The sequence below is a fragment of the Klebsiella ornithinolytica genome (assembly GCF_030505655.1).
GTDB lineage: Bacteria > Pseudomonadota > Gammaproteobacteria > Enterobacterales > Enterobacteriaceae > Klebsiella > Klebsiella ornithinolytica.
Map to the genome: position 1 here is coordinate 1,907,749 of NZ_CP130153.1, position 22,142 is coordinate 1,929,890.

A 22,142-nucleotide genomic window follows, 5' to 3' on the forward strand; every position below is an offset into this window, starting at 1 on the left:
TTGTTTCGCCCCGCTATCGCTGTCGATGGCGGGGCGAAAACCAGACGTTAATGAGAGATAGCGGCCCTTGCCGACGCCGGCTGTTCATCTTTAAATAGCTTACTGTTGCCCCAGCACTCTTCATAACGATGGCCGACTAAATCCTCCACGATAATACGCACATCGGACGGGATATCGCTAACCTTACCCCCTGCTTTAATCCGCGCCACTTCCTGCAATACGACCAGGTGCGCTTTGCGATCCAGTTTCATCTGCTTGCTGAAGACAATGGCCGCCAGCGCCAGCAGGATCACGCCGCTACAGAACACCACCGCAATGGCGGTCACGGCGCTTTCTGGTTGCGTATGCGCTTTAGACTGGAACCCGTAAAAGCTGAGAATAGCTCCCATCGTGAAGACAATAATCGAACGCAGGATTTTTCCGGAGAAGGTCATGGCGCCCGCGTAGATCCCTTCGCGGCGGCGGCCGGTATAGATCTCATCAACATCGGCGAGGAAGGTGTAAACGGTCCATGGAATGTAGTACACGCCGCCGGTACCCAGGCCAAACAGCACCGTGATCCCAAACATCAGGATGGTTGCCAGATGAGCGGGCAGATGGAAAAACCACAGCGAGGTGTACAGCAATACGGAGAAAATCACGATGCTCAGCGCCAGAATATAGGGCTTGCTGAATCCCTTTTTCACACACAGGCCGATAAACAACGCCGTAGAGAGCAGCTGCAGAATCGAGTTCAGGCTGTTCAGCCCGGCGACCATCGCCGGATCGTGCTGCAGGACAAAGATAACGAAGTAGGTAAAGATCGAGGCAAACAGCCATTCTGCGCCGAAACCGCAGAGATACATCCCAAGATGTTTGCGGAACACGCGTAGATAGAAGGTTGAACGCATATCCTTCGCCAGCATCAGCAGGGTCGTGAGCAGGCCTTTTTTCTCATTCACGCGAACTTCTTCTTCACGCGGGCGCTCCCAGCTGCAAAACCACAGGCAGGAGATGGCGATAATCAGAATAACCCCGTAGGTCAGCCCGGTCAGGAAGAACGGTGTGGCGGAGTCTTTGCCGTACAACAGGATAAACTGACCTGGGATGAACGCCGCCAGGAAGTTGGCAAGCTTGCCGAAAATGGCTTTATAGCCGGTCAGTTTAGAGCGTAATGAGAAGTCGTCGGTCATTTCGGTGGCTAAGGTTTCATAAGGCACCATGACTGAGGTATAAATAATCTCAAAGACGACGTAGGTGCAGAGGTAGTACCAGAAACCCAGCCCCTCAACCCACAGCAGCGGGTAAAACATCATCAGCGGGATACCGATCAATAAAAAGAAACGTCGGCGTCCGAAGCGTTTGCCGAGCCGCGTTTTACCGAAGTTATCGGTCAGGTAGCCCATTAACGGATTGCTGATCGCATCGATGATGCTGGCGACGGAGAAAATGAACGACGCCTCAATCAGCGTCAGTCCGCAGAACGTGGTGTAGAAATAAAGTAGCCAGGCGCCGCTGATTGCCAGCGCGCCGCTCCCCAGTAAATTACCGCCGCCGTAGGCTAGCTGATGGCGTAACAAAATCGGTCTTCCCTGCAACCCTTGTGAGGTTGAAGCCGCGTATCCTGCCATTAATATAAACCTCATGTTTTAAATTTTTGAAACGCTGTTTTTATATTCTTAAAGTCGATGGCGAAAAGTGATCGCCGTCACTAATCACCCGCTGCGCCATTTCCCAGAGCAGGAATGCGATCGGCTTAAAAGTTTTTAATGCTTTTCAGGAATAAGAACGGCGCCTGAACGGCGGAAATGATGTGTCAGAAACAGCGATCGCTGGAACGTTATCCGCGATGGACGGAGGCGTGAAGCGGAGGGATTGATGATCCGGTGTCGTTTATTCGCGCAGCGGAACGGTGGCCATACGGCGGTCTGCAGGGCATCGTCCGGCGGGTTTTAGTGCCAACGCTGCGCGGTTGCGCCGGCCAGGGCGAGCGCTATGCTGCGATGCGAAAGCCGTTCTCTCGGGATCCATACTCGCTGAGAGAACGGTTGATGTGATGCCGGCGCGATGGCCTTAATCCTGGCGGCGTGTCACCAGACTGAGCAGGCGGCGATCGGTCTGAAGCATACCCAGGCCGGCTTTATCCGCGTTACGAACCTCTTCAAGCACGCTTTGCAACAGCACGCCGTCCTGCTGCTGCTCTTTCTCCAACAGCGTCAGGAAGCGCCAGGTGGTGTCGTCGCGTTGCGCTTTAGCCTCTTCGGTCAATCCGGACAGCATGCTGCTACGCTGTTCATAATCGGCCAGGGTGGTGGTAAACAGATCTTCGAGGGAGTGACAGTTATAGCTGTAGCTGCCTTCATTTTTGACGATCGGCCAGTTTCCGCCGGTCTTCATGAAATCGAATACGCGCATCATCTGCGTCACGTGGGATTGTGCCCGGGAGCGCAAAAAGATGGCGGTGCCGTTCAGACGGTGCTGTTCGCACCATTCGCTGAGATGCAGATATAAATTTGAGGCATGAAACTCAAGGTTCATCTGATTATTGAGTTTTTGAGCCATTCCTGAAACGACCATAAAAAATATCCTTATTAAGCTGGAGGTATCATTCACGCGTCGGGAATCTTCGCCGGTGAACGATAAAATGCGAGACTCTTTACGCGTAACATTGTGGGCAAAATAATGAATTTGCACTTTCCCTATGTGTATCGGTAATTAATTAGCGCCTGCCGATATATATAGAATACCCTCAATAATAGACTAAGAAAACTCTCAAGTGCATCTGTTTACGTTTCGTTACAACATCCTTATAAAGCGTGTTGTTTTTGTCTTTTACTTGATTTTAATATCCATATCTTGATGATTTTATTGAATTTATTTTTATGGCTTTTTTTATGATATGGATGATGCCTACGACATATTAATTAAATATGAATTTAATCCTGAGGTCATAATTCGGTCATGTCGCATCAACCATTCGGTAAAAAAGAAATCACGAGAAATGATTGAGTGACGTCATTTTTACAGGACTAGATAAGCGGGGTGATGAGGTGTATTCTGTTATTAACGGTAATAAAATTCTCCTGTGCGATATTTCATCTTGTGAGAAGTCGTATCGGTAAGGGAAACGGCTGAAAAAGGGGGCACAGCACTTTCGGGACATCTCCTGAGAGCAGGCGGCGGTAGCGACAAGGATAAGTCTGCTGATGATATGGATAATATTGCTATGTGCAGGGCTAATTGTCTGACAATTAGCTCTTTTTTTATGTCATTTTTCGCTAAATCTATGCACGCAATTACTGTAATTCCGCGATGTGATAATGCTCTCGTATGGAGAATTGATTTCCAGTTATTACTTAATGAACAACGGCAGTTCGGTGTGCAATTTTTCTAATGCCTTGTTTTACGTCCGATAAAAAAATTAAGTCCGATACTTCCCTACAGAAAAGCGAAATAAAGCTGGAGTTTACCATGCACAAATTTACTAAAGCGCTGGCGGCGATCGGTCTCGCTGCGGTTATGTCACAATCAGCTATGGCTGAAACGCTTAAACTCGGATTTCTGGTCAAACAACCGGAAGAACCCTGGTTTCAAACCGAGTGGAAATTTGCCGATAAGGCCGGCAAAGATTTGGGCTTTGAGGTAATTAAAATTGCGGTCCCGGATGGTGAGAAAACCCTGAATGCCATCGACAGCCTGGCGGCCAGCGGGGCAAAGGGCTTCGTTATTTGTACACCTGACCCGAAACTCGGGGCGGCGATTGTCGCTAAAGCGCGCGGATACGATATGAAAGTCATCACCGTCGATGACCAGTTCGTGAATGCGAAAGGTAAACCGATGGAGAGCGTACCGTTGGTGATGATGGCCGCCAGTGAAATTGGCGCCCGTCAGGGGCAGGAGCTGTACAAAGAGATGCAAAAACGCGGCTGGGATGTGAAGGATACCGGCGTGATGGCGATTACCGCTGATGAACTCGATACCGCCCGTCGTCGTACCACGGGTTCCATCGACGCGCTGAAAGCGGCCGGTTTCCCTGACCAACAGATCTACCGCGTGCCGACTAAATCCAACGATATCCCGGGCGCCTTCGACGCCGGTAACTCGATGCTGGTACAGCATCCTCAGGTGAAGCACTGGCTGATCGTGGGGATGAATGACAACACTGTACTGGGCGGCGTGCGCGCCACCGAAGGTCAGGGCTTTAAAGCCGGGGATGTGATTGGCATTGGCATTAATGGTGTGGATGCGGTTAACGAACTCTCCAAAGCGCAGGCGACCGGTTTCTACGGTTCTCTGCTGCCTAGCCCGGATATCCACGGATATAAAACCAGCGAGATGCTCTACAACTGGGTCACAAAAGACGCAGAACCGCCGAAATTCACTGCGGTCACCGATGTGGTGCTGATCACGCGCGACAACTTCAAAGAAGAGCTGGCGAAAAAAGGGCTGTAAGGCCTGGTTGACCCTGCCTCCCGCAGCCTGCGGGAGGCTGAGCATAGAAGAGCGGAGTTGTTATGCAACAGTCTACCCCTTATCTCTCATTTCGCGGCATTACCATGACCTTTCCCGGCGTTAAGGCGCTCTCCGATATTAGCTTTGACTGCTATAGCGGACAGATCCACGCCCTGATGGGGGAAAATGGAGCCGGAAAATCGACGCTGCTGAAAATTCTCAGCGGCAACTATATTCCTACCGCCGGCGACCTGCAGATAGACGGCCAACCGCGCGTATTCAGCAACACTACCGAAGCGCTGAACGCCGGAGTGGCAATCATTTATCAGGAGCTGCACCTGATTCCGGAAATGACCGTCGCGGAGAATATCTACCTCGGCCAAATCCCGCATAAGTACGGCTTAGTGAACCGCTCGCTGCTCAACTACGAAGCGCGGCTGCAGCTGGAACATCTGGGGCTGGATATCGACCCGGAAACGCCGTTGAAATACCTCTCCATCGGCCAGTGGCAGATGGTTGAGATTGCCAAGGCGCTCACCCGTAACGCAAAGGTTATCGCATTTGATGAACCGACCAGCTCTCTTTCGGCGCGCGAGATCGACCATCTGTTTCGCGTCATCCGCGAATTGCGTGAGGAAGGGCGCGTGATTATTTATGTTTCGCACCGCATGGAGGAGATTTTTGCGCTCAGCGATGCGATCACCGTGTTTAAAGATGGCCGCTACGTACGCACCTTCGATGATATGCAGACCGTGAGTCATGACGCGCTGGTGCAGGCGATGGTCGGGCGCGAGCTGGGCGATGTTTACGGCTGGAAACCGCGTGAGTATGGCAAAGAGCGTCTGCGCCTGGAGCAGGTCAAAGCGCCCGGCGTCCGCAGGCCGGTAGATCTGTCGGTGCGCAGCGGGGAAATCGTCGGCCTGTTTGGGCTGGTCGGGGCCGGGCGCAGCGAGCTGATGAAAGGGTTGTTTGGCGGAACCCGTATCACCGGCGGTCAGGTGTATATCGACGGGCAGGCGATCGATATTCGCAAACCGGCACAGGCTATCGAGGCCGGAATGATGCTGTGCCCGGAAGACCGCAAAGCGGAGGGCATTATTCCGGTCCATTCCGTACGCGACAATATCAATATCAGCGCGCGTCGCCGGCATATTCACGCGGGCTGCATCATTAACAACGGCTGGGAAGCGCACAACGCCGATCGGCATATTAAGTCGCTTAATATCAAAACCCCGGGCCCCGAACAGCTGATTATGAATCTCTCCGGCGGCAACCAGCAGAAGGCGATTCTGGGACGCTGGCTGTCGGAAGAGATGAAAGTGATCCTGCTGGATGAGCCGACCCGCGGCATTGATGTGGGCGCTAAGCATGAAATTTATAACGTTATCTATGCCCTGGCGGCCTCCGGTGTCGCCGTCGTTTTCGCCTCCAGCGATTTGCCCGAAGTGCTCGGCGTGGCCGATCGTATCGTGGTGATGCGCGAAGGTGAGGTGGCGGGCGAACTGCTGCATGATGATGCCAATGAACAGCAGGCGTTAAGCCTTGCGATGCCAAAAGTGAGCCAGGCGGTCGCCTGAGTAAGGAGTCAATAATGTCCTCTGTTACTACCCCTAATGCCCGCCAGAGTTCGTTTAGCTTTGCCCGAATCTGGGATCAGTTTGGCATGCTGGTTGTTTTTGCCGTGTTGTTTATCGGCTGCGTGATTTTTGTACCCAATTTTGCCTCGTTTATCAATATGAAAGGGCTGGGGCTGGCGATTTCAATGTCCGGTATGGTGGCCTGCGGCATGCTGTTTTGCCTGGCGTCCGGGGATTTTGATCTGTCGGTGGCATCGGTCATCGCCTGCGCTGGCGTAACGACGGCAGTGGTGATTAATCTGACGGAAAGCATGTGGATAGGGATTGCCGCCGGTCTGCTGCTGGGGGCAATCAGCGGGCTGGTTAACGGCTTCGTGATTGCCCGGCTGAAAATTAACGCCCTGATCACGACGCTGGCCACAATGCAGATTGTGCGCGGCCTGGCTTATATTATCTCCGACGGAAAGGCGGTCGGCATTGAAGATGAGCGCTTCTTTACCTTAGGCTATGCCAACTGGTTTGGCCTGCCGGCCCCGATCTGGCTGACCGTCGCCTGCCTGATTGTTTTTGGTTTACTGCTCAACAAAACTACCTTTGGCCGCAATACGCTGGCTATCGGTGGCAATGAAGAGGCGGCCCGTCTGGCGGGGGTGCCGGTGGTGCGGACCAAAATTATTATCTTCGTGATCTCAGGCGTGGTTTCTGCGGCCGCGGGGATTATCCTCGCCTCGCGCATGACCAGCGGCCAGCCGATGACCTCGATTGGCTATGAGCTGATCGTTATCTCAGCTTGCGTGCTGGGTGGCGTGTCGCTGAAAGGCGGGATCGGTAAGATCTCTTATGTGGTTGCCGGGATCCTGATCCTCGGCACCGTAGAGAACGCCATGAACCTGCTCAATATCTCGCCGTTCTCTCAGTACGTGGTGCGCGGGGTGATTCTGCTGGCGGCGGTTATCTTCGACCGTTATAAACAAAAAGCAAAACGAGCTGCTTAATAATCCCCCAACCTTTTAGTCTAATCCCTGATTATCGCCAGCGCCCGCTACGCTGGCGATAGCTATCAAAAATGGCGATCCCGGTCACACTGTCTATACTTACATGGCTAACAATCCGTTAACAACCAGCGTTGTGCTGGCCATGAAAGGAGGAGAACAGGGTGGCTGACAAGATATCTGTACCGCCTGTGCCAACCGAACATCATGCATTTTTCTTTGACCTCGACGGCACGCTTGCCGATATCAAACCTCATCCCGATCAGGTTGTTATCCCCACACAGGCGCTTCAGGCGCTGCGGCAGCTTGCGCAGCAGCACGGTGGGGCGGTGGCATTGATTTCAGGGCGCTCAATGGTTGAGCTTGATGCGCTTACCCATCCATACCGGCTGCCGCTGGCCGGTGTTCACGGGGCAGAACGCCGCGATATCAATGGTAAAACGCACATCGTCACGCTTCCTGATGCGCTGCTCCGGGAACTGGATGAGCAGCTGCGGGCGGCGCTGGAGACGATGCCGGGATGTGAGCTGGAACACAAAGGCATGGCGTTTGCGCTGCATTATCGCCAGGCGCCGACGTACCAGAGCGCGGCGCTATCGCTGGCGCAGGGGATTGTCAAACGTTACCCCATCCTCGCATTGCAGTTGGGTAAGTGCGTGGTGGAGATTAAGCCGCGTGGGGTCAATAAAGGGGAAGCGATTGCGACGTTTATGCAGGAGGCGCCGTTTCAGGGGCGTAAACCGGTATTCGTTGGCGACGATTTGACGGACGAAGCCGGGTTCAACGTCGTGAATCAGCTCGGCGGCATGTCGGTAAAAGTTGGCAAGGGCGACACCCAGGCGCAGTGGCGTCTGCCGGATGTCGCGGCCGTTCAGCATTGGTTAATCAGCATCGCAAATAATAAGCAACAACCTGATGCGCAAAATGACAGGAGGGAGGGTTATGGGGCGCTTAGTCGTAATATCTAATCGTATTGCGCCACCGGATGATAAAAAGGCCAGCGCGGGTGGCCTGGCCGTGGGCATTTTGGGCGCGCTGAAGGCCGCCGGTGGATTATGGTTTGGCTGGAGCGGAGAGATTGGCGATGACCAGAAACCGCTAAACACGGTGACGCGAGGCAATATCACCTGGGCCTCGTTTACGCTCAATGAACGGGATCATGACGAATACTACAACCAGTTTTCCAACGCCGTGCTGTGGCCGGCATTTCACTATCGCCTGGATCTGGTGGACTTCCAGCGTCCGTCATGGGACGGCTATCTGCGGGTTAATGCCAACCTGGCGAAGAAGCTTCTCCCGCTGATTGAGCCCGATGATATTTTGTGGATTCATGATTATCATCTGCTGCCTTTTGCCAGCGAGCTGCGCAAGCTCGGGGTCAATAACCGTATCGGTTTCTTTTTGCACATTCCGTTCCCGACGCCAGAGATTTTTAACGCGCTGCCTCCGCATGCCGAGCTTCTTGAGCAGCTCTGTGACTACGATCTGCTTGGCTTCCAGACCGATAACGACAGAGTGGCGTTTCTTGATAGCGTCTCGCTGCAGACCCGGGTGGTGACGCGAGATGGCCGACGCCATGAGGCATGGGGCAAACATTTCCGCACCGAGGTTTACCCGATAGGCATCGATCCTGACGAGATTGCGCGCAGTGCGAAGGGGCCGCTGCCGCCCAAACTGGCACAGCTGAAAAGCGAGCTTAAGGGAGTAAAAAATATCTTCTCCGTTGAGCGACTGGATTACTCTAAAGGCCTGCCGGAGCGCTTTCTCGCCTATGAAGCCCTGCTGGAGAAATACCCGCAGCACCATGGCAAGATTCGCTATACGCAGATTGCGCCAACCTCCCGCGGCGAAGTACAGGCCTATCAGGATATTCGCCATCAGCTGGAGACCGCCAGCGGCAGAATCAATGGCCAGTACGGACAGCTGGGCTGGACGCCGCTGTACTACCTGAATCAACATTTTGAACGCAAACTGTTGATGAAGATCTTCCGCTATTCCGATGTCGGGTTAGTGACGCCTCTACGCGACGGGATGAATCTGGTGGCGAAAGAGTTTATTGCTGCCCAGGATCCGCAGAACCCGGGCGTGCTGGTCCTGTCGCAGTTTGCCGGGGCGGCGAATGAGCTGACCAGTGCGCTGATCGTCAATCCCTACGATCGCGACGAGGTGGCCGCGGCGCTGGATCGTGGTCTGACGATGCCGCTGGCGGAACGCATTGCGCGTCATGCGGAGATGCTGGCGGTCATCAAGGATAACGATATCCATCATTGGCAGGAGCGGTTCATCAGCGATTTGCAGCAGATCGAACCGCGTAGTGAGGAGAGCCGATTGCAACGCAAAGTCTCAACTTTCCCCAAACTGGCGTAGCGCGGTAAGCGGGATACAGGCTGACGCCTTTGGCGTCAGCCTTTTTCCAGAGAGACCAGTAAAACGTCCACGCCGCTGCTGCCGACGATGCTTTTCGCCGAGCAGGTGGCGCGAGAAAACAGGCTGTGGTTGTGATTGCCACATATCACCAGGTCCACGTGATGCTGCTGGCAAAAATCTTTGATGTGGTGGCTGAGTTCGCCGCTGGCAATCGTCACGTTGTCGATAGGGTAATTGGCTTCTTTCGCCAGTCCGGAGAGAAAATCTCGCGTTTCTTCATGCATCAAGTCCCGCAGGTTTTCCAGCATCGGCGCAGCAAACTGGTTATATAACTCCGGATCGGTGGCCAGCGTGATCAGGCTGACTTTGGCATCCAGCGGACGTGCGATAGAGACCGCTTTATTGATAAGCACGCGGCTTTCCGGCGTTGGGGCGACGGCAACGAGCAGATGAGAATAGGACATCAGGCCTCCTTCAGATACGCGAAATAACCCTTCATACTTTCTTTACTCTCATTTTTTATCTCCCGCAATCCCTGTTCATCACACATTAAGCGACTGATTTCTGGTGGAGATAAATCACGTTTTCATCGACCAAATTTTAGTTTTGGACATGCGTTTTGTTATAAATGAAGTGCTGTTTTATAAATAGGTGATGCGTGTCCGTCGACTCTTTGTATTTTTGCCATGGACGGGGGCGGGCTGGCAAAAACGAAAAGGTAACCCTGTTCTCATACTTCTACTGTAGCCATGTATCCACTCCCTTTTGGCTAAGCCAGAAAGCTTGTCGGAGTTCACTAAAAAAAAGACACAGGATTTACGGCGATGAAAACACGTAAAATCGGTTTAGTTAATTATCTGGCCTATGGCTCGGGCGACTTCCTCGGCGCCGGGACCACCGCGCTGACCGCGGCCTGGCTCCTCTACTTCTACACCACCTTCTGCGGCCTTTCCCCTATTGAAGCAACATTGATTTTTGCCACGGCGAGAGTGCTGGATGCGGTGATCAGCCCGCTGATGGGCTTTCTGACCGATAACTTTGGGACCACGTGGCTCGGCAAACGCTTTGGCCGACGTAAGTTCTTTATTCTGCTCGGCATCCCCTGCGTGTTCAGCTACTCCATCATGTGGGTTGGCGATATGGGATTCTGGTATTACCTGCTCACCTATCTGCTGTTCGATATCGTCTACACCATGATTCTGGTGCCGTATGAAACGCTGGTACCGGAAATGACGGATGATTTTAAACAAAAAACCAAATTCTCCGGCGCGCGTATTTCGATGGCGCAGATGTCGGCCATTCTGGCGTCATTCCTGCCGGGCATTCTGCTGACCCAGTTTGGTAAGGACAATGCGGTTTCCTTTTTCTACGCAAGTCTCGTCTTCTCCGTGCTGTGCGCGCTGATGCTGACCTTCGTCTGGTTCTTTACCTGGGAACGTCCGCGGGAAGAGTGGTCGGAAGCCGCGCTGCGGGCGGAAGAAGAGAAGCGCAATTTGTCTTTGGTTCAGAGCCTCAATCGCCTGTTTATTGAGCTGAGTTCGACGCTGCGGATTAAGATTTTCCGCCAGCACCTGGGGATGTACCTTGGCGGCTATATCGCTCAGGACGTCTTTAATGCCGTGTTTACCTACTATGTGGTGTTTGTGCTGATGCAGGAGGCCTCAATGGCGTCCAACCTGCTGGGCACCATGGCTATCTTCCAGTTTATTGCCGTCATCGCCATGATTCCGCTCTGTATTCGCTTCGGGCCCGCCCCTTCGTATCGTATGGTGGTCGTGCTGTTTGGCCTGAGCTCGCTGTCCTACGCGATTCTCTATTACGCCGGACTGAGCGATGTCTACTCGCTGCTGCTGTTGATCTCTGCCGTCGCGGGACTTGGGCGTGGCGGAATCAACTATGTGCCATGGAATACCTACACCTATATCGCGGATGTGGATGAGGTCATCACCGGGCAGCGTCGTGAAGGGATTTTTGCCGGCATTATGACGCTGACGCGCAAAGCCTCTCAGGCCGGCGCGGTGATGCTGGTGGGTATCATTATGCAGCTCTCGGGGTTTGTTTCCGGGCAGAAGACCCAGCCCTATGAAGTGAGCCATACCATCCTGTTGATCCTGAGCGTCGGCACGCTGGTGGTGCTGGCCTGCGGTTTCCTCGTCTCCCTGCGCTTCAGGCTCAATCTTGCCACGCATAGCGTGCTGCGGGCGGAGACGCTCAAAATGCGTCGCTCGGGCCGCGCACAGCCAGAGCTGGCGACAGCGGAAGATCGCGCGGTGGTTGAGATGCTGGCCGGCATGCCGTTCGACGCGCTGTGGGGAAATAACAATATTGGTTATCTGAACCGCAATAAACCTGCCGCGCCATCGCTGAAGCAGGGTGCTGAAATGAAATCGACATACAACAGAGGGTAAAGAGATGAAGGTGTGGCCTGTCAAACATAGCCCGTTACTGCGTCAGCCGGCGCATTTTATTAGCCGCCATGAACTGCAGTCGCTGATCCAAAAAGTGACCCATAATCTGGTCAATATTCGCGATGAAGCGGGGACGTTTCTGCTGCGGCTGGACGACGGGCGGGTCATTGATACCAAAGGGTGGGCCGGTTGGGAGTGGACGCATGGCGTAGGTTTGTACGGTATTCATCAGTACTACCAGCAGACTGGGGACACGGCGATGCGCGATATTATCGACAGCTGGTTTGCCGATCGCTTCGCCGAAGGGGCGACCACGAAGAACGTTAATACCATGGCCCCATTCCTGACCCTGGCCTGGCGCTACGAAGAGACCGGGAGACCGGAGTATCTGCCCTGGCTCGATAGCTGGGCGGAGTGGGCGATGCATGAGATGCCGCGCACGGAGCATGGGGGAATGCAGCACATCACGCTGGCGGAAGAGAACCATCAGCAGATGTGGGACGATACGCTGATGATGACCGTACTGCCGCTGGCTAAAATCGGTAAATTGCTCAATCGTCCGCAGTATGTGGAAGAGGCGGTGTATCAGTTTTTACTTCACGTTCAGAACCTGATGGATCGGGAAACCGGGCTGTGGTTTCACGGCTGGAGCTATGACGGTCAGCATAACTTCGCCCGCGCTCGCTGGGCGCGGGGTAACAGCTGGCTGACGATGGTGATCCCCGATTTCCTTGAACTGGTTGATTTACCTGAGCACAGCGCCGTCAGACGCTATTTGATCCAGGTGCTGAATGCGCAAATTGCCGCGCTGGCAAAATGTCAGGATGACAGCGGCCTGTGGCATACGCTGCTGGACGATCCGCACTCGTACCTGGAAGCATCGGCCACCGCCGGATTTGCCTATGGCATTCTGAAAGCGGTGCGTAAGCGCTATGTCGCGGCGGAGTACGCCGAGGTGGCGGAGAAGGCGATTCGCGGGGTGGTGAAAAATATCTCCCCGGAAGGCGAGCTGTTACAGACCTCGTTTGGGACCGGGATGGGCGGCAATCTCGACTTTTACCGCGAGATCCCGCTGACTTCGATGCCGTATGGTCAGGCAATGGCGATATTGTGTCTGACGGAGTATTTGCGCAAATACTTCTAAGGCAGGATTTGATCGCCCTGACAGACGCTGACAAGCACCGCGCCATCAGGCATTTCCCCGGCAGCGCGCGGCTAGCCGGGGCGACAAAATCCCCCGCCGACTTACATCCGCTCGACGGTTTCAATACCCAGCGTATCCAGACCCTGTTTCAGGGTTCTGGCCGTCAGCTGCGCCAGCTTCAGACGGCTGTTGCGTGCGGCTTCGCTCTCGGCGGTGATAATCGGGCAATGCTCGTAGAAACCGGAGAACAGGCCCGCCAGATCGTAGAGATAGGCGCACATGACGTGCGGCGTGCCTTCGCGGGCCACAACGGTCAGCGTCTCTTCGAACTGCAGCAGGCGCGCGGCCAGCTGCGCTTCGCGCGCTTCGGTAATGATCACCGGTGCCGCAGCCAGCGCCTGCTCGTCAACTTCCGCTTTACGGAAGACGGAGAGCACGCGGGTATAGGCATACTGCATATACGGCGCGGTGTTGCCTTCGAAGGCCAGCATGTTATCCCAGTCAAATACGTAATCGGTGGTCCGGTTTTTGGACAGATCGGCATACTTCACTGCGCCAATACCGACCGCATTGGCCAGCTGTTCCAGCTCATCGGCAGGCATGTCCGGATTTTTCTCGGCCACCAGGCGGCGCGCGCGTTCCAGCGCTTCATCCAGCAGATCCGCCAGCTTCACGGTACCGCCGGCGCGAGTTTTGAACGGCTTCCCGTCTTTGCCCAGCATCATGCCGAACATGTGATGTTCCAGCGGCACGGATTCCGGTACATAGCCCGCTTTACGCACGATCGTCCACGCCTGCATCAGGTGCTGGTGCTGACGGGAATCGATGTAGTAGAGCACCCGGTCGGCGTGCAGCGTTTCATAACGATACTTCGCACAGGCGATATCGGTAGTGGTATAGAGGTAGCCGCCATCCTTTTTCTGGATGATGACGCCCATCGGTTCGCCTTCCTTGTTTTTGTACTCATCAAGGAACACCACGGTCGCGCCTTCGCTCTCGACGGCCAGACCTTTGGCTTTCAGATCGGCAACAATGCCCGGCAGCATCGGGTTGTAGAGACTTTCACCCATGACGTCATCGCGGGTCAGGGTGACGTTCAGACGATCGTAGGTAATCTGGTTTTGGGTCATGGTGATGTCAACCAGCTTGCGCCACATCTCCAGGAAGTAAGCATCGCCACCCTGGAGTTTTACTACGTAGTTACGGGCGCGTTCGGCAAAGACTTCATCTTCGTCATAATGCTTTTTCGCATCGCGGTAGAAGCCTTCGAGGTCGGACAGCGCCATTTCACCGGCGTTTTCCTGCTGCTGTTTTTCCAGCCAGGCGATCAGCATGCCGAACTGAGTGCCCCAGTCGCCGACGTGGTTCGCACGGATCACCTTATGACCGAGGAATTCAAGCGTACGGACGGCAGCGTCACCGATGATGGTGGAACGCAGATGGCCGACGTGCATCTCTTTGGCGACGTTCGGGGCGGAGTAGTCAACGACGATAGTTTGCGCCTGCGGCCGGGCGACGCCCAGACGCTCAGACGCCAGCGCGCTGTTCACATTTTCCGCTAAAAAGGCCGGATCGAGGAAAATATTGATAAAGCCGGGCCCGGCGATTTCAACCTTGTTAGCAATCCCGTTAAGGTCGAGATGAGACAGTACCTGCTCTGCGAGTTGTCGCGGCGCCATACCCAGTTTTTTCGCTACTGCCATCACGCCGTTGGCCTGATAGTCGCCGAACTGGATTTTTGCTGACTGGCGGACCTGAGGTTCGCAATCGGCAGGCGCACCTGCCGCGATCAGGGCCTGGCTGACTTTTTCTGAGAGAAGAGCCTGAATATTCACCGGAATACCTTACGTTTAAGGCGCTATAACCCCTGTGGGGCAGCGCCGGAATGTGGACAAATTAGGGCAGGAGTATACTGCATTTGCGCCCATGCGTCAGCACCGTGCGCGCGTTGCCGGGCAGCACGCTTAATGAATAGCCACTCGGCGAACCCCACAGAAGATTCCCGGTTGGTCGCCGCCGGGAAACACGCTAAATTACCCCCCTTTGACGTGCATTGAGGTGCAGTATGGCAAACTGGCAGCAAATTGATGAGCTTAACGATATTTCCGCGGATCTGCCGCGTTTCACCGACGCGCTAAGCGGGCTGGCCGACCGACTTGGGTTGGATATCGCGCCGCTGGATGCCGACCATATTTCCCTGCGCTGCCACCAAAACGCCACGGCAGAGCGCTGGCGTCGCGGTTTTGAACAATGCGGCACGCTGCTGTCGGAAAACACGATCAACGGTCGACCTATCTGCCTGTTCAAACTGGATGAGCCGGTTTCGGTGGCCCACTGGCGTTTCAGCGTGGTTGAGCTGCCGTGGCCGGGCGAGAAACGCTATCCGCATGAAGGATGGGAGCACGTTGAGATTGTGCTGCCGGGCGAGCCGGATGCGCTCAATGCTCGCGCGCTGGCGCTGCTGTCTGATGAGGGATTGAGTCAGCCGGGGATTTTTGTCAAAACCAGCTCGCCGAAAGGAGAGCGCGAACGGCTGCCAAACCCGACCCTGGCGGTGACGGATGGCCGCGTCACGATTAAATTTCACCCGTGGTCAATTGAGCAAATTGTCGCCAGCGAACAATCTGATGCGTAACAGTGTGAAGCGACGCGGTTTTTGAACGGATAAATCATGACATGCTGTGTTGCCCGCAGCGTAAAGGAGAAGGAAATGACGCTACTGGAAGTCTGCTGTTATAGCATGGCCTGTGCGCAAGAGGCGCAGCGCTGTGGAGCCGATCGCATTGAGCTCTGCGCCGCGCCGCATGAAGGGGGATTAACCCCGTCGCTGGGCGTGCTGAAAACAGTACGCGAAACGGTGACCATTCCGGTGCATCCGATTATTCGCCCGCGCGGCGGTGATTTTTGCTACACCGAAAGCGAGTTTGCGGCGATGCTCGACGATGTGGCGACGGTCAGGGAGCTGGGTTTTCCCGGCGTGGTCATCGGGGTGTTAGATGTGGATGGTCGGGTCGATACCGCGCGCATGCAAAAAATTATGGCGGCGGCCGGTTCGCTGGCGGTCACGTTCCACCGGGCTTTTGATATGTGTGCGGATCCGTATCAGGCTTATCGCACGCTGGCCGATTTCGGCGTTGCCCGTATCCTGACATCGGGTCAGCAGGCCAGCGCTGAAAAAGGTCTTTCATTAATTACGGAACTTATTGCCCTGGGGGATACTCCAACCATTATGGCTGGTGCAGGTGTTCGAGCGGCCAACCTGGCGAAGTTTCTTCAGGCAGGTGTCAAAGAGGTCCACAGCTCGGCCGGACACTGGGTGCCATCGCCAATGCGCTTCCGTCATTCCGGATTATCGATGTCCGCCGATGCCGACGCAGATGAATATTCACGCTATGCCGTTAATGGCGTAGCGGTGGCAGAAATGAAGCAAATCATTTCTGCGCAGAGAAGTTAAACCGTTTTTTGCTGCACATCATGTCGCCCAATATGATGATTGCCCGTACCAGGCCCCTGCAATTTCAACAGGGGTCTTTTTTTCACCTTTATTTGCCCCCGGCTGACTTTTTCGCCAGCGATTGCTGGGTCTCAGGTTTGTTGGCAATGATCACCGCGCGCACCGGCGCCGGGTAACCTTCAAGCGTTTTACTGCTGTCTTCGGGGTCGAGGAAGTCAGCCAGCGACTCCGTAATCATCCATTCGGTACGGCGCTGCTCTTCGGTGGTGGTGGCGCAGACATCGACAATCCGCACATCGACAAATCCGCACTTCTCCAGCCACATTTTCAACGCCGCGGCCGACGGAATAAAGTAGACGTTGCGCATCTGCGCATAGCGGTCGCCTGGTACCAGAACGCTATTCTCATCCCCTTCGACCACCAGCGTCTCCAGCACCAGTTCGCCACCGTCGACCAGCTGATCTTTGAGCTGCCATAAATGGTCGAGCGGCGAGCGGCGATGGTACAGCACGCCCATTGAAAAGACGGTATCGAAGGCGTTGAGCGCCGGAAGCTGCTCAATGCCCAGCGGCAGCAGGTGGGCGCGCTGATCGTTACCCAGCAGCTTACGCACCGCTTCAAACTGGCATAAAAACAGCTGCGTCGGGTCAATCCCGACCGCCAGATGCGCGCCGGCGCCGATCATGCGCCACATGTGGTAGCCGCTGCCGCAGCCAACGTCGAGAATCGTGCGCCCGGTCAGATCGGACAGATGCGGCAGCACGCGCTCCCATTTCCAGTCAGAACGCCATTCGGTATCGATATTCACGCCGTAAAGCGAGTAGGGCCCTTTGCGCCAGGGCATCAGGTTTTTCAGCAGGTTCTCTACGCGCAGCCGATGGCCTTCGCTTAGCGGCGCTTCGCTTTCGGCGGTGACGCTATGCAGCAGGTCCAGACGATACGGGGCCAGCTCCGGCAGAAACTCTACGGCCCGTTCCCACTCGCGGAATTTGCCGTGCAGAGCTTCCCGTTGCCACGCCGCGACCTGGGCAGGGAGCGTCTCCAGCCAGTGAGATAGCGGGCTGAGAGCGATGCGTTGATAAAAATGATTGAAATCGATCATGCTTTTTCCTCTGATTTCACCGCCACCAGTGAACCAAAGTTAAAGCACTGGAACCACAATTCGGCATGTTCAAACCCGGCTTTATGCAGGCGGGCTTTGTGCGTTTCGACCGAATCGGTCAACATGACGTTTTCCAGCATGCTGCGCTTCTGGCTGATTTCCAGTTCGCTGTAGCCGTTGGCACGCTTAAAGTCGTGATGCATGTTGAACAGCAGTTCGCCAACATGCGCATCTTCGAAACTGAATTTTTCGGACAGCACCAGCGCGCCCCCGGGATTCAGCCCCTGGTAAACCTTATCCAGAATAGCCTGGCGTTCATCGGGGGCCAGAAACTGAATGGTAAAGTTCAGTACCACCATGGAGGCGTTGTCGATGGTGATATCACGAATATCGCCTTCCACAACCTCGACGGGCGTCGGCGCTTTATAGGCATCGATGTGGCGACGGCAGCGTTCGACCATTGCCGAAGAGTTATCCACCGCCACAATTTTGCAGCCAGGGTGGGCAATGTTACGCCGGATAGAGAGCGTTGCCGCTCCAAGCGAGCAGCCGAGGTCATAAACCTGGGTATCGGGCTGAACGAAGCGTTCAGCCAGCATGCCGATCATAGAAATGATATTGGAATAGCCGGGCACGGAGCGCTGGATCATATCCGGGAAGACTTCAGCAACCCGTTCATCAAAGGTCCAGTCGCCGAGGCTGGCAATCGGCGCGGAAAAAAGCGTATCGCGGTGAGACATAACGTTAAACCCGAAAAAACGAAAACGGCGTATTGTGCGCTAATGTAAGGAGAAAACCAACTCCCAGGGCATATACCACAGATTCGCGAGCACCATCAGCAACAGGGCGCACCAGGTGGCGCTCATTCCGGAGCGACGCCAGCTGAAGAGCCGGTGGTGAAAACCGTAAGAGTGCATCAGTCGTCCGGCAATCAGCAAAATACCGCAGACGTGCACCATCCAGTTCTGCGCGCCATTCATCTCCATAAACAGCAGCAGGATGATGCCAATGGGGACATACTCAACGGCGTTGCCGTGCACGCGGATAGCAACCTGCAGCTCGCTAAACCCTCCGTCACCATACCCGACGTGGTATTGCGTGCGCAGACGTACAACATCAAAAGAAAACTTAATTAGCAATAACGCACCCAACACCGCGTACAGCGCGCTGACCATACAAAAAACTCCCTTTCACTCTTTCAGATGGCTCCGATTAGCATAGCAGGATATCAGAAAAGCGCGGTTTGCTGCGGAATTGACGGTGCGGTCCCGACCTCTGGCATCACCCGGCGCAAATCTTCCCACAGCGTGCTGACCAGCTCCGGGGCCTGCGCGATGTCCGGGGTGTGGAGAAATAAATAGGGCGTTGTCGACTGGCTCCATTGGGGTAAGGTCTGCAGCCAGACGCCAAACAGCCGGTGATTGTGGGCCATGTCGTCGCTGCCGATAAAGCGAACCAGCGGATTCCCCGCCGTGACCACGGCATGAACCGGAAGTTTGGGTTTTTTACGCTGGGCGTCGATCATGGCCGGATTTCGCGCGATGGCGCTATGCACCGGGCGGCTGTCGAGGATGGCGCGATTCACGTGACGTTGATGCAGCCCGCGATTGAGCGCCTTTTCGGCGTCCCCTTTGGCGAAAAACTCTGGATGCCGTACTTCGACGCCATAGGTGAATTGGGTCGGCAGCGTATCGAGAAAGTGCCACAGGGCAGGGAGGTCTCCGGGGCCAAAGGTGGCGGGCAGCTGCAGCCAGTACTGGCCAATACGCGTTTCCAGCGGCGCCAGACGAGTAAAAAACTCGTGGCTCAGGTCGTCGCAATGGCGCAGAGCGGCCTGATGCGAAATGGTGGCCGGAAATTTAAAGCAGAAGCGAAAATTATCGTGAGTTTGCTCATACCAGCGGGCGACAATCTCCGCCTTCGGCAGGGCGTAAAGGGTCGTATTACCCTCCACGCAGTTAAAGTGGCGAGCATAGTCTGCAAGGCTGGTGATGCCCAGACGCACCCACTTCGGGTGCGACCATTGCGGGAGCCCGATATAAATCATAAGGCGGCGAGGACGTCCTCGGTGCTGCGCACGCGGGCGATGCGCGGGAAAATATGCGTCATGCTGCCCTGGTGCTGCTCGGCAGAGGCGGCGCTGCAGGCGTCTTCGACGATAACCAGGTTGAAGCCCAGCTCCCAGGCATTACGCGCGGTGGATTCAACGCCGATGTTGGTGGAGATGCCGCAGAGAATAAGGGTATCAACACCGCGACGACGTAGCTGCAGCTCGAGGTCGGTACCATAGAAGGCGCCCCACTGGCGTTTGGTGACTTCGATATCGCCGTCCTGTTTGCCCAGCGCCTGCGGGTAGGTCCACCAGTTATCCGGCAGCGCGTGCCCGCCGGCCTGCGCGTCAACCGGTTGCTTTAGCGCTTCGGCAAAATCAGCGGACCAGCCAACGCGGACCATGATGACCGGCGAGCCTTGCTGACGGCACTTTTCAGCCAGACGGGCCGCGCGCGTTACCACGTCATCGGCACGATGCGGCCCACCGGCGAAGGGCAAAATACCCTCTTGCAGATCGATGACAACGAGCGCAGTTTTTTTCGCATTGAGTTCTAACATGGTATCCCCGTATCTTCTTCTGTGGTTTGACCGTTACAATACCGTTGCCGATCCGGCTCATGGGTAACAATTTTTGTTAATTTTTGTGAGCACAGGCAATAAGCGTACAGCAAAGCAACGTACAAACTGCATCGGGCTTATCGTGCGGCGGAAATTCTATTATAATGACCGCCTTTTTTCATTCAGTTGTGACATTCAGCTAAAGCTGCGACTCCGTCGCCTGCGAGGCAGGCAACAATCCGCCTGCGGCTAAGTTAAGGGATATCTCATGCGTACAGAATATTGCGGACAGCTACGTCTGTCCCACGTGGGGCAGCAGGTGACTCTGTGTGGTTGGGTCAACCGTCGTCGTGATCTTGGTAGCCTTATCTTCATTGATATGCGTGACCGCGAAGGCATCGTGCAGGTGTTTTTCGATCCGGATCGTGCGGAGGCGTTAAAGCTGGCTTCCGAACTGCGCAATGAGTTTTGCATCCAAATCACCGGTACCGTGCGTGCACGCGACGAAAAAAACGTCAACAGCGAGATGGCTACGGGCGACATCGAAGTGCTGGCCTCTTCGCTGACGATCATCAACCGTGCAGAAGCGCTGCCGCTTGACTCCAATCACGTCAACACCGAAGAAGCGCGTCTGAAATACCGTTACCTGGACCTGCGTCGTCCGGAAATGGCTCAGCGTCTGAAAACCCGTGCGAAAATCACCAGCTTCGTGCGCCGCTTTATGGACGATCACGGTTTCCTCGATATCGAAACCCCGATGCTGACCAAAGCGACCCCGGAAGGCGCGCGCGACTATCTGGTGCCGAGCCGCGTTCACAAAGGCAAATTCTACGCGCTGCCGCAGTCTCCTCAGCTGTTTAAACAGCTGCTGATGATGTCCGGCTTTGACCGTTACTATCAGATAGTGAAATGCTTCCGTGACGAAGACCTGCGTGCAGACCGCCAGCCGGAATTCACCCAGATCGATGTGGAAACCTCCTTTATGACCGCGCCGCAGGTGCGTGAAGTCATGGAAGAGCTGGTTCACCAGCTGTGGCTGGACGTGAAAGGCGTCGACCTGGGCAAATTCCCGGTGATGACCTTTGCGGAAGCCGAGCGCCGCTTCGGTTCCGATAAGCCGGATCTGCGTAACCCGATGGAGCTGGTCGATATTGCCGACCTGGTGAAAGCCGTAGAGTTTGCCGTCTTCTCCGGCCCGGCCAATGATGCCAAAGGGCGCGTCGCTGCGCTGCGCGTACCGGGTGGCGCTGCGCTGACCCGTAAACAAATTGATGAGTATGGCAAGTTCGTCCAGATCTATGGCGCGAAAGGCCTGGCGTACATGAAAGTCAACGAGCGTGCGAAAGGTCTCGAAGGCATCAACAGCCCGGTAGCGAAATTCCTCAACGCAGAGATCGTCGACGCCATTCTTGAGCGCACCGGCGCCCAGGATGGCGACATGATTTTCTTCGGCGCGGACAATAAGAAAGTGGTTGCCGATGCGCTGGGTGCGCTGCGTCTGAAGCTGGGTAAAGACCTGAGCCTGACCGACGAAACCAAATGGGCGCCGCTGTGGGTTATCGACTTCCCGATGTTCGAAGATGATGGTGAAGGCGGTCTGACCGCGATGCACCACCCGTTCACTTCGCCGAAAGACATGACTGCGGATGAACTGAAAACCGCGCCGGAAACGGCGATCGCTAACGCCTACGATATGGTGATCAACGGGTATGAAGTGGGCGGCGGTTCCGTCCGTATCCACAATGGCGACATGCAGCAGACCGTCTTCGGTATTCTGGGCATCAACGAACAGGAACAGCGTGAAAAATTCGGCTTCCTGCTGGACGCGCTGAAGTACGGTACGCCGCCGCACGCGGGTCTGGCCTTCGGTCTTGACCGTCTGACCATGCTGCTGACCGGTACCGATAATATCCGTGACGTTATTGCCTTCCCGAAAACGACCGCCGCGGCCTGTCTGATGACCGAAGCGCCGAGCTTTGCTAACCCGACATCCCTGGGTGAGTTAGGTATTCAGGTTGTGGCGAAAGAGACAAAAGAGTCTCCGGAGAATAAGTAAG

General features: G+C 55.2%; 19 protein-coding genes. 10 read left to right on the forward strand and 9 right to left on the reverse strand.

The window, feature by feature from the left end; all coding sequences use genetic code 11:
• Positions 1-47: 47 nt before the first annotated feature.
• Positions 48-1,610, reverse strand: a complete 1,563-nt coding sequence (locus Q1L34_RS08905) for an MFS transporter (protein WP_064359002.1) — start codon at positions 1,608-1,610, stop codon at positions 48-50.
• 442 nt (positions 1,611-2,052) lie between these two features.
• A complete protein-coding gene (locus tag Q1L34_RS08910; protein ID WP_004864107.1) occupies positions 2,053-2,556 on the reverse strand; it encodes a non-heme ferritin-like protein in 504 nt (167 codons plus the stop codon).
• Between the two features lie 894 nt (positions 2,557-3,450).
• Between Q1L34_RS08910 and Q1L34_RS08915 the strand changes: the two genes are divergently transcribed.
• The 5 genes from Q1L34_RS08915 (at position 3,451) to otsA (ending at position 9,367) form a co-directional block, all read left to right on the forward strand.
• Positions 3,451-4,431: an arabinose ABC transporter substrate-binding protein gene (locus Q1L34_RS08915; protein ID WP_004864103.1), complete on the forward strand. Its 981-nt coding sequence runs from the start codon at positions 3,451-3,453 to the stop codon at positions 4,429-4,431.
• 62 nt (positions 4,432-4,493) lie between these two features.
• On the forward strand, positions 4,494-6,008 hold the full coding sequence (gene araG, locus Q1L34_RS08920; protein ID WP_004864098.1) for an L-arabinose ABC transporter ATP-binding protein AraG: 1,515 nt from the start codon (positions 4,494-4,496) through the stop codon (positions 6,006-6,008).
• A 14-nt stretch (positions 6,009-6,022) separates the two neighbouring features.
• Positions 6,023-7,003: an L-arabinose ABC transporter permease AraH gene (gene araH / locus Q1L34_RS08925; RefSeq protein ID WP_004864095.1), complete on the forward strand. Its 981-nt coding sequence runs from the start codon at positions 6,023-6,025 to the stop codon at positions 7,001-7,003.
• Between the two features lie 161 nt (positions 7,004-7,164).
• Positions 7,165-7,968 carry a trehalose-phosphatase gene (gene otsB / locus Q1L34_RS08930; RefSeq protein ID WP_015583997.1) on the forward strand — a complete coding sequence of 268 codons (804 nt, stop codon included), beginning with the start codon at positions 7,165-7,167 and terminating at the stop codon, positions 7,966-7,968.
• Complete coding sequence (gene otsA, locus Q1L34_RS08935; RefSeq protein ID WP_004864090.1) at positions 7,943-9,367, forward strand: alpha,alpha-trehalose-phosphate synthase; 1,425 nt, start codon at positions 7,943-7,945, stop codon at positions 9,365-9,367. The genes otsB and otsA overlap by 26 nt, the downstream gene beginning before the upstream one ends.
• A gap of 35 nt (positions 9,368-9,402) precedes the next feature.
• On the opposite strand, the gene uspC is transcribed toward otsA, so the two are convergent.
• Complete coding sequence (gene uspC / locus Q1L34_RS08940; protein ID WP_004864087.1) at positions 9,403-9,831, reverse strand: universal stress protein UspC; 429 nt, start codon at positions 9,829-9,831, stop codon at positions 9,403-9,405.
• A gap of 360 nt (positions 9,832-10,191) precedes the next feature.
• Between uspC and Q1L34_RS08945 the strand changes: the two genes are divergently transcribed.
• Both Q1L34_RS08945 and bglB read left to right on the forward strand, forming a co-directional pair.
• On the forward strand, positions 10,192-11,775 hold the full coding sequence (locus Q1L34_RS08945; RefSeq protein WP_064367720.1) for an MFS transporter: 1,584 nt from the start codon (positions 10,192-10,194) through the stop codon (positions 11,773-11,775).
• 4 nt (positions 11,776-11,779) lie between these two features.
• Complete coding sequence (gene bglB, locus Q1L34_RS08950; RefSeq protein WP_015583999.1) at positions 11,780-12,919, forward strand: beta-galactosidase BglB; 1,140 nt, start codon at positions 11,780-11,782, stop codon at positions 12,917-12,919.
• 101 nt (positions 12,920-13,020) lie between these two features.
• On the opposite strand, the gene argS is transcribed toward bglB, so the two are convergent.
• On the reverse strand, positions 13,021-14,754 hold the full coding sequence (gene argS / locus Q1L34_RS08955; RefSeq protein WP_004864079.1) for an arginine--tRNA ligase: 1,734 nt from the start codon (positions 14,752-14,754) through the stop codon (positions 13,021-13,023).
• A 230-nt stretch (positions 14,755-14,984) separates the two neighbouring features.
• Between argS and Q1L34_RS08960 the strand changes: the two genes are divergently transcribed.
• Together Q1L34_RS08960 and cutC are read left to right on the forward strand one after the other, a co-directional pair.
• A complete protein-coding gene (locus Q1L34_RS08960) occupies positions 14,985-15,554 on the forward strand; it encodes a VOC family protein (RefSeq protein WP_032717090.1) in 570 nt (189 codons plus the stop codon).
• Positions 15,555-15,629: 75 nt separating this feature from the next.
• Positions 15,630-16,373, forward strand: coding sequence for a copper homeostasis protein CutC (gene cutC / locus Q1L34_RS08965; RefSeq protein ID WP_004864073.1), 744 nt, complete (start codon positions 15,630-15,632; stop codon positions 16,371-16,373).
• Between the two features lie 88 nt (positions 16,374-16,461).
• Here cutC and cmoB read toward each other — a convergent pair whose 3' ends face one another.
• From cmoB to Q1L34_RS08990, 5 genes are read right to left on the reverse strand one after another with little or no spacing between them, the layout of a single operon-like run.
• Entirely contained in the window at positions 16,462-17,475 is a 1,014-nt protein-coding gene (gene cmoB / locus Q1L34_RS08970; RefSeq protein ID WP_088402063.1) for a tRNA 5-methoxyuridine(34)/uridine 5-oxyacetic acid(34) synthase CmoB, read from the reverse strand.
• A complete protein-coding gene (cmoA, locus tag Q1L34_RS08975; RefSeq protein ID WP_004864067.1) occupies positions 17,472-18,215 on the reverse strand; it encodes a carboxy-S-adenosyl-L-methionine synthase CmoA in 744 nt (247 codons plus the stop codon). Before cmoA ends, cmoB begins: the two co-directional genes overlap by 4 nt.
• 39 nt (positions 18,216-18,254) lie before the next feature.
• Complete coding sequence (locus Q1L34_RS08980) at positions 18,255-18,650, reverse strand: MAPEG family protein (RefSeq protein WP_004864064.1); 396 nt, start codon at positions 18,648-18,650, stop codon at positions 18,255-18,257.
• A gap of 53 nt (positions 18,651-18,703) precedes the next feature.
• Complete coding sequence (locus Q1L34_RS08985) at positions 18,704-19,522, reverse strand: DUF72 domain-containing protein (RefSeq protein WP_004864059.1); 819 nt, start codon at positions 19,520-19,522, stop codon at positions 18,704-18,706.
• Positions 19,519-20,085 (reverse strand): hydrolase, encoded by a 567-nt coding sequence (locus Q1L34_RS08990; protein ID WP_004864056.1) that lies wholly within the window; start codon positions 20,083-20,085, stop codon positions 19,519-19,521. Before Q1L34_RS08990 ends, Q1L34_RS08985 begins: the two co-directional genes overlap by 4 nt.
• A 268-nt stretch (positions 20,086-20,353) precedes the next feature.
• On the opposite strand from Q1L34_RS08990, the gene aspS reads away from it, so the two are divergent.
• The gene (aspS, locus tag Q1L34_RS08995) at positions 20,354-22,141 is read left to right on the forward strand and encodes an aspartate--tRNA ligase (RefSeq protein WP_044347114.1); all 1,788 of its coding nucleotides are present in this window, start codon (positions 20,354-20,356) and stop codon (positions 22,139-22,141) included.
• Position 22,142: the final 1 nt, after the last annotated feature.

Bases quoted from the DNA above. Each gene is read 5' to 3' on its own strand.
- araH (WP_004864095.1), top strand. From the start codon at position 6,023: ATGTCCTCTGTTACTACCCCTAATGCCCGCCAGAGTTCGTTTAGCTTT.
- araG (WP_004864098.1), top strand. From the start codon at position 4,494: ATGCAACAGTCTACCCCTTATCTCTCATTTCGCGGCATTACCATGACC.
- Q1L34_RS08915 (WP_004864103.1), top strand. From the start codon at position 3,451: ATGCACAAATTTACTAAAGCGCTGGCGGCGATCGGTCTCGCTGCGGTT.
- Q1L34_RS08990 (WP_004864056.1), bottom strand. From the start codon at position 20,085: ATGTTAGAACTCAATGCGAAAAAAACTGCGCTCGTTGTCATCGATCTG.
- cmoB (WP_088402063.1), bottom strand. From the start codon at position 17,475: ATGATCGATTTCAATCATTTTTATCAACGCATCGCTCTCAGCCCGCTA.
- bglB (WP_015583999.1), top strand. From the start codon at position 11,780: ATGAAGGTGTGGCCTGTCAAACATAGCCCGTTACTGCGTCAGCCGGCG.
- Q1L34_RS08910 (WP_004864107.1), bottom strand. From the start codon at position 2,556: ATGGTCGTTTCAGGAATGGCTCAAAAACTCAATAATCAGATGAACCTT.
- Q1L34_RS08960 (WP_032717090.1), top strand. From the start codon at position 14,985: ATGGCAAACTGGCAGCAAATTGATGAGCTTAACGATATTTCCGCGGAT.
- Q1L34_RS08905 (WP_064359002.1), bottom strand. From the start codon at position 1,610: ATGGCAGGATACGCGGCTTCAACCTCACAAGGGTTGCAGGGAAGACCG.
- Q1L34_RS08985 (WP_004864059.1), bottom strand. From the start codon at position 19,522: ATGATTTATATCGGGCTCCCGCAATGGTCGCACCCGAAGTGGGTGCGT.
- cmoA (WP_004864067.1), bottom strand. From the start codon at position 18,215: ATGTCTCACCGCGATACGCTTTTTTCCGCGCCGATTGCCAGCCTCGGC.
- Q1L34_RS08945 (WP_064367720.1), top strand. From the start codon at position 10,192: ATGAAAACACGTAAAATCGGTTTAGTTAATTATCTGGCCTATGGCTCG.
- aspS (WP_044347114.1), top strand. From the start codon at position 20,354: ATGCGTACAGAATATTGCGGACAGCTACGTCTGTCCCACGTGGGGCAG.
- Q1L34_RS08980 (WP_004864064.1), bottom strand. From the start codon at position 18,650: ATGGTCAGCGCGCTGTACGCGGTGTTGGGTGCGTTATTGCTAATTAAG.
- cutC (WP_004864073.1), top strand. From the start codon at position 15,630: ATGACGCTACTGGAAGTCTGCTGTTATAGCATGGCCTGTGCGCAAGAG.
- uspC (WP_004864087.1), bottom strand. From the start codon at position 9,831: ATGTCCTATTCTCATCTGCTCGTTGCCGTCGCCCCAACGCCGGAAAGC.
- otsA (WP_004864090.1), top strand. From the start codon at position 7,943: ATGGGGCGCTTAGTCGTAATATCTAATCGTATTGCGCCACCGGATGAT.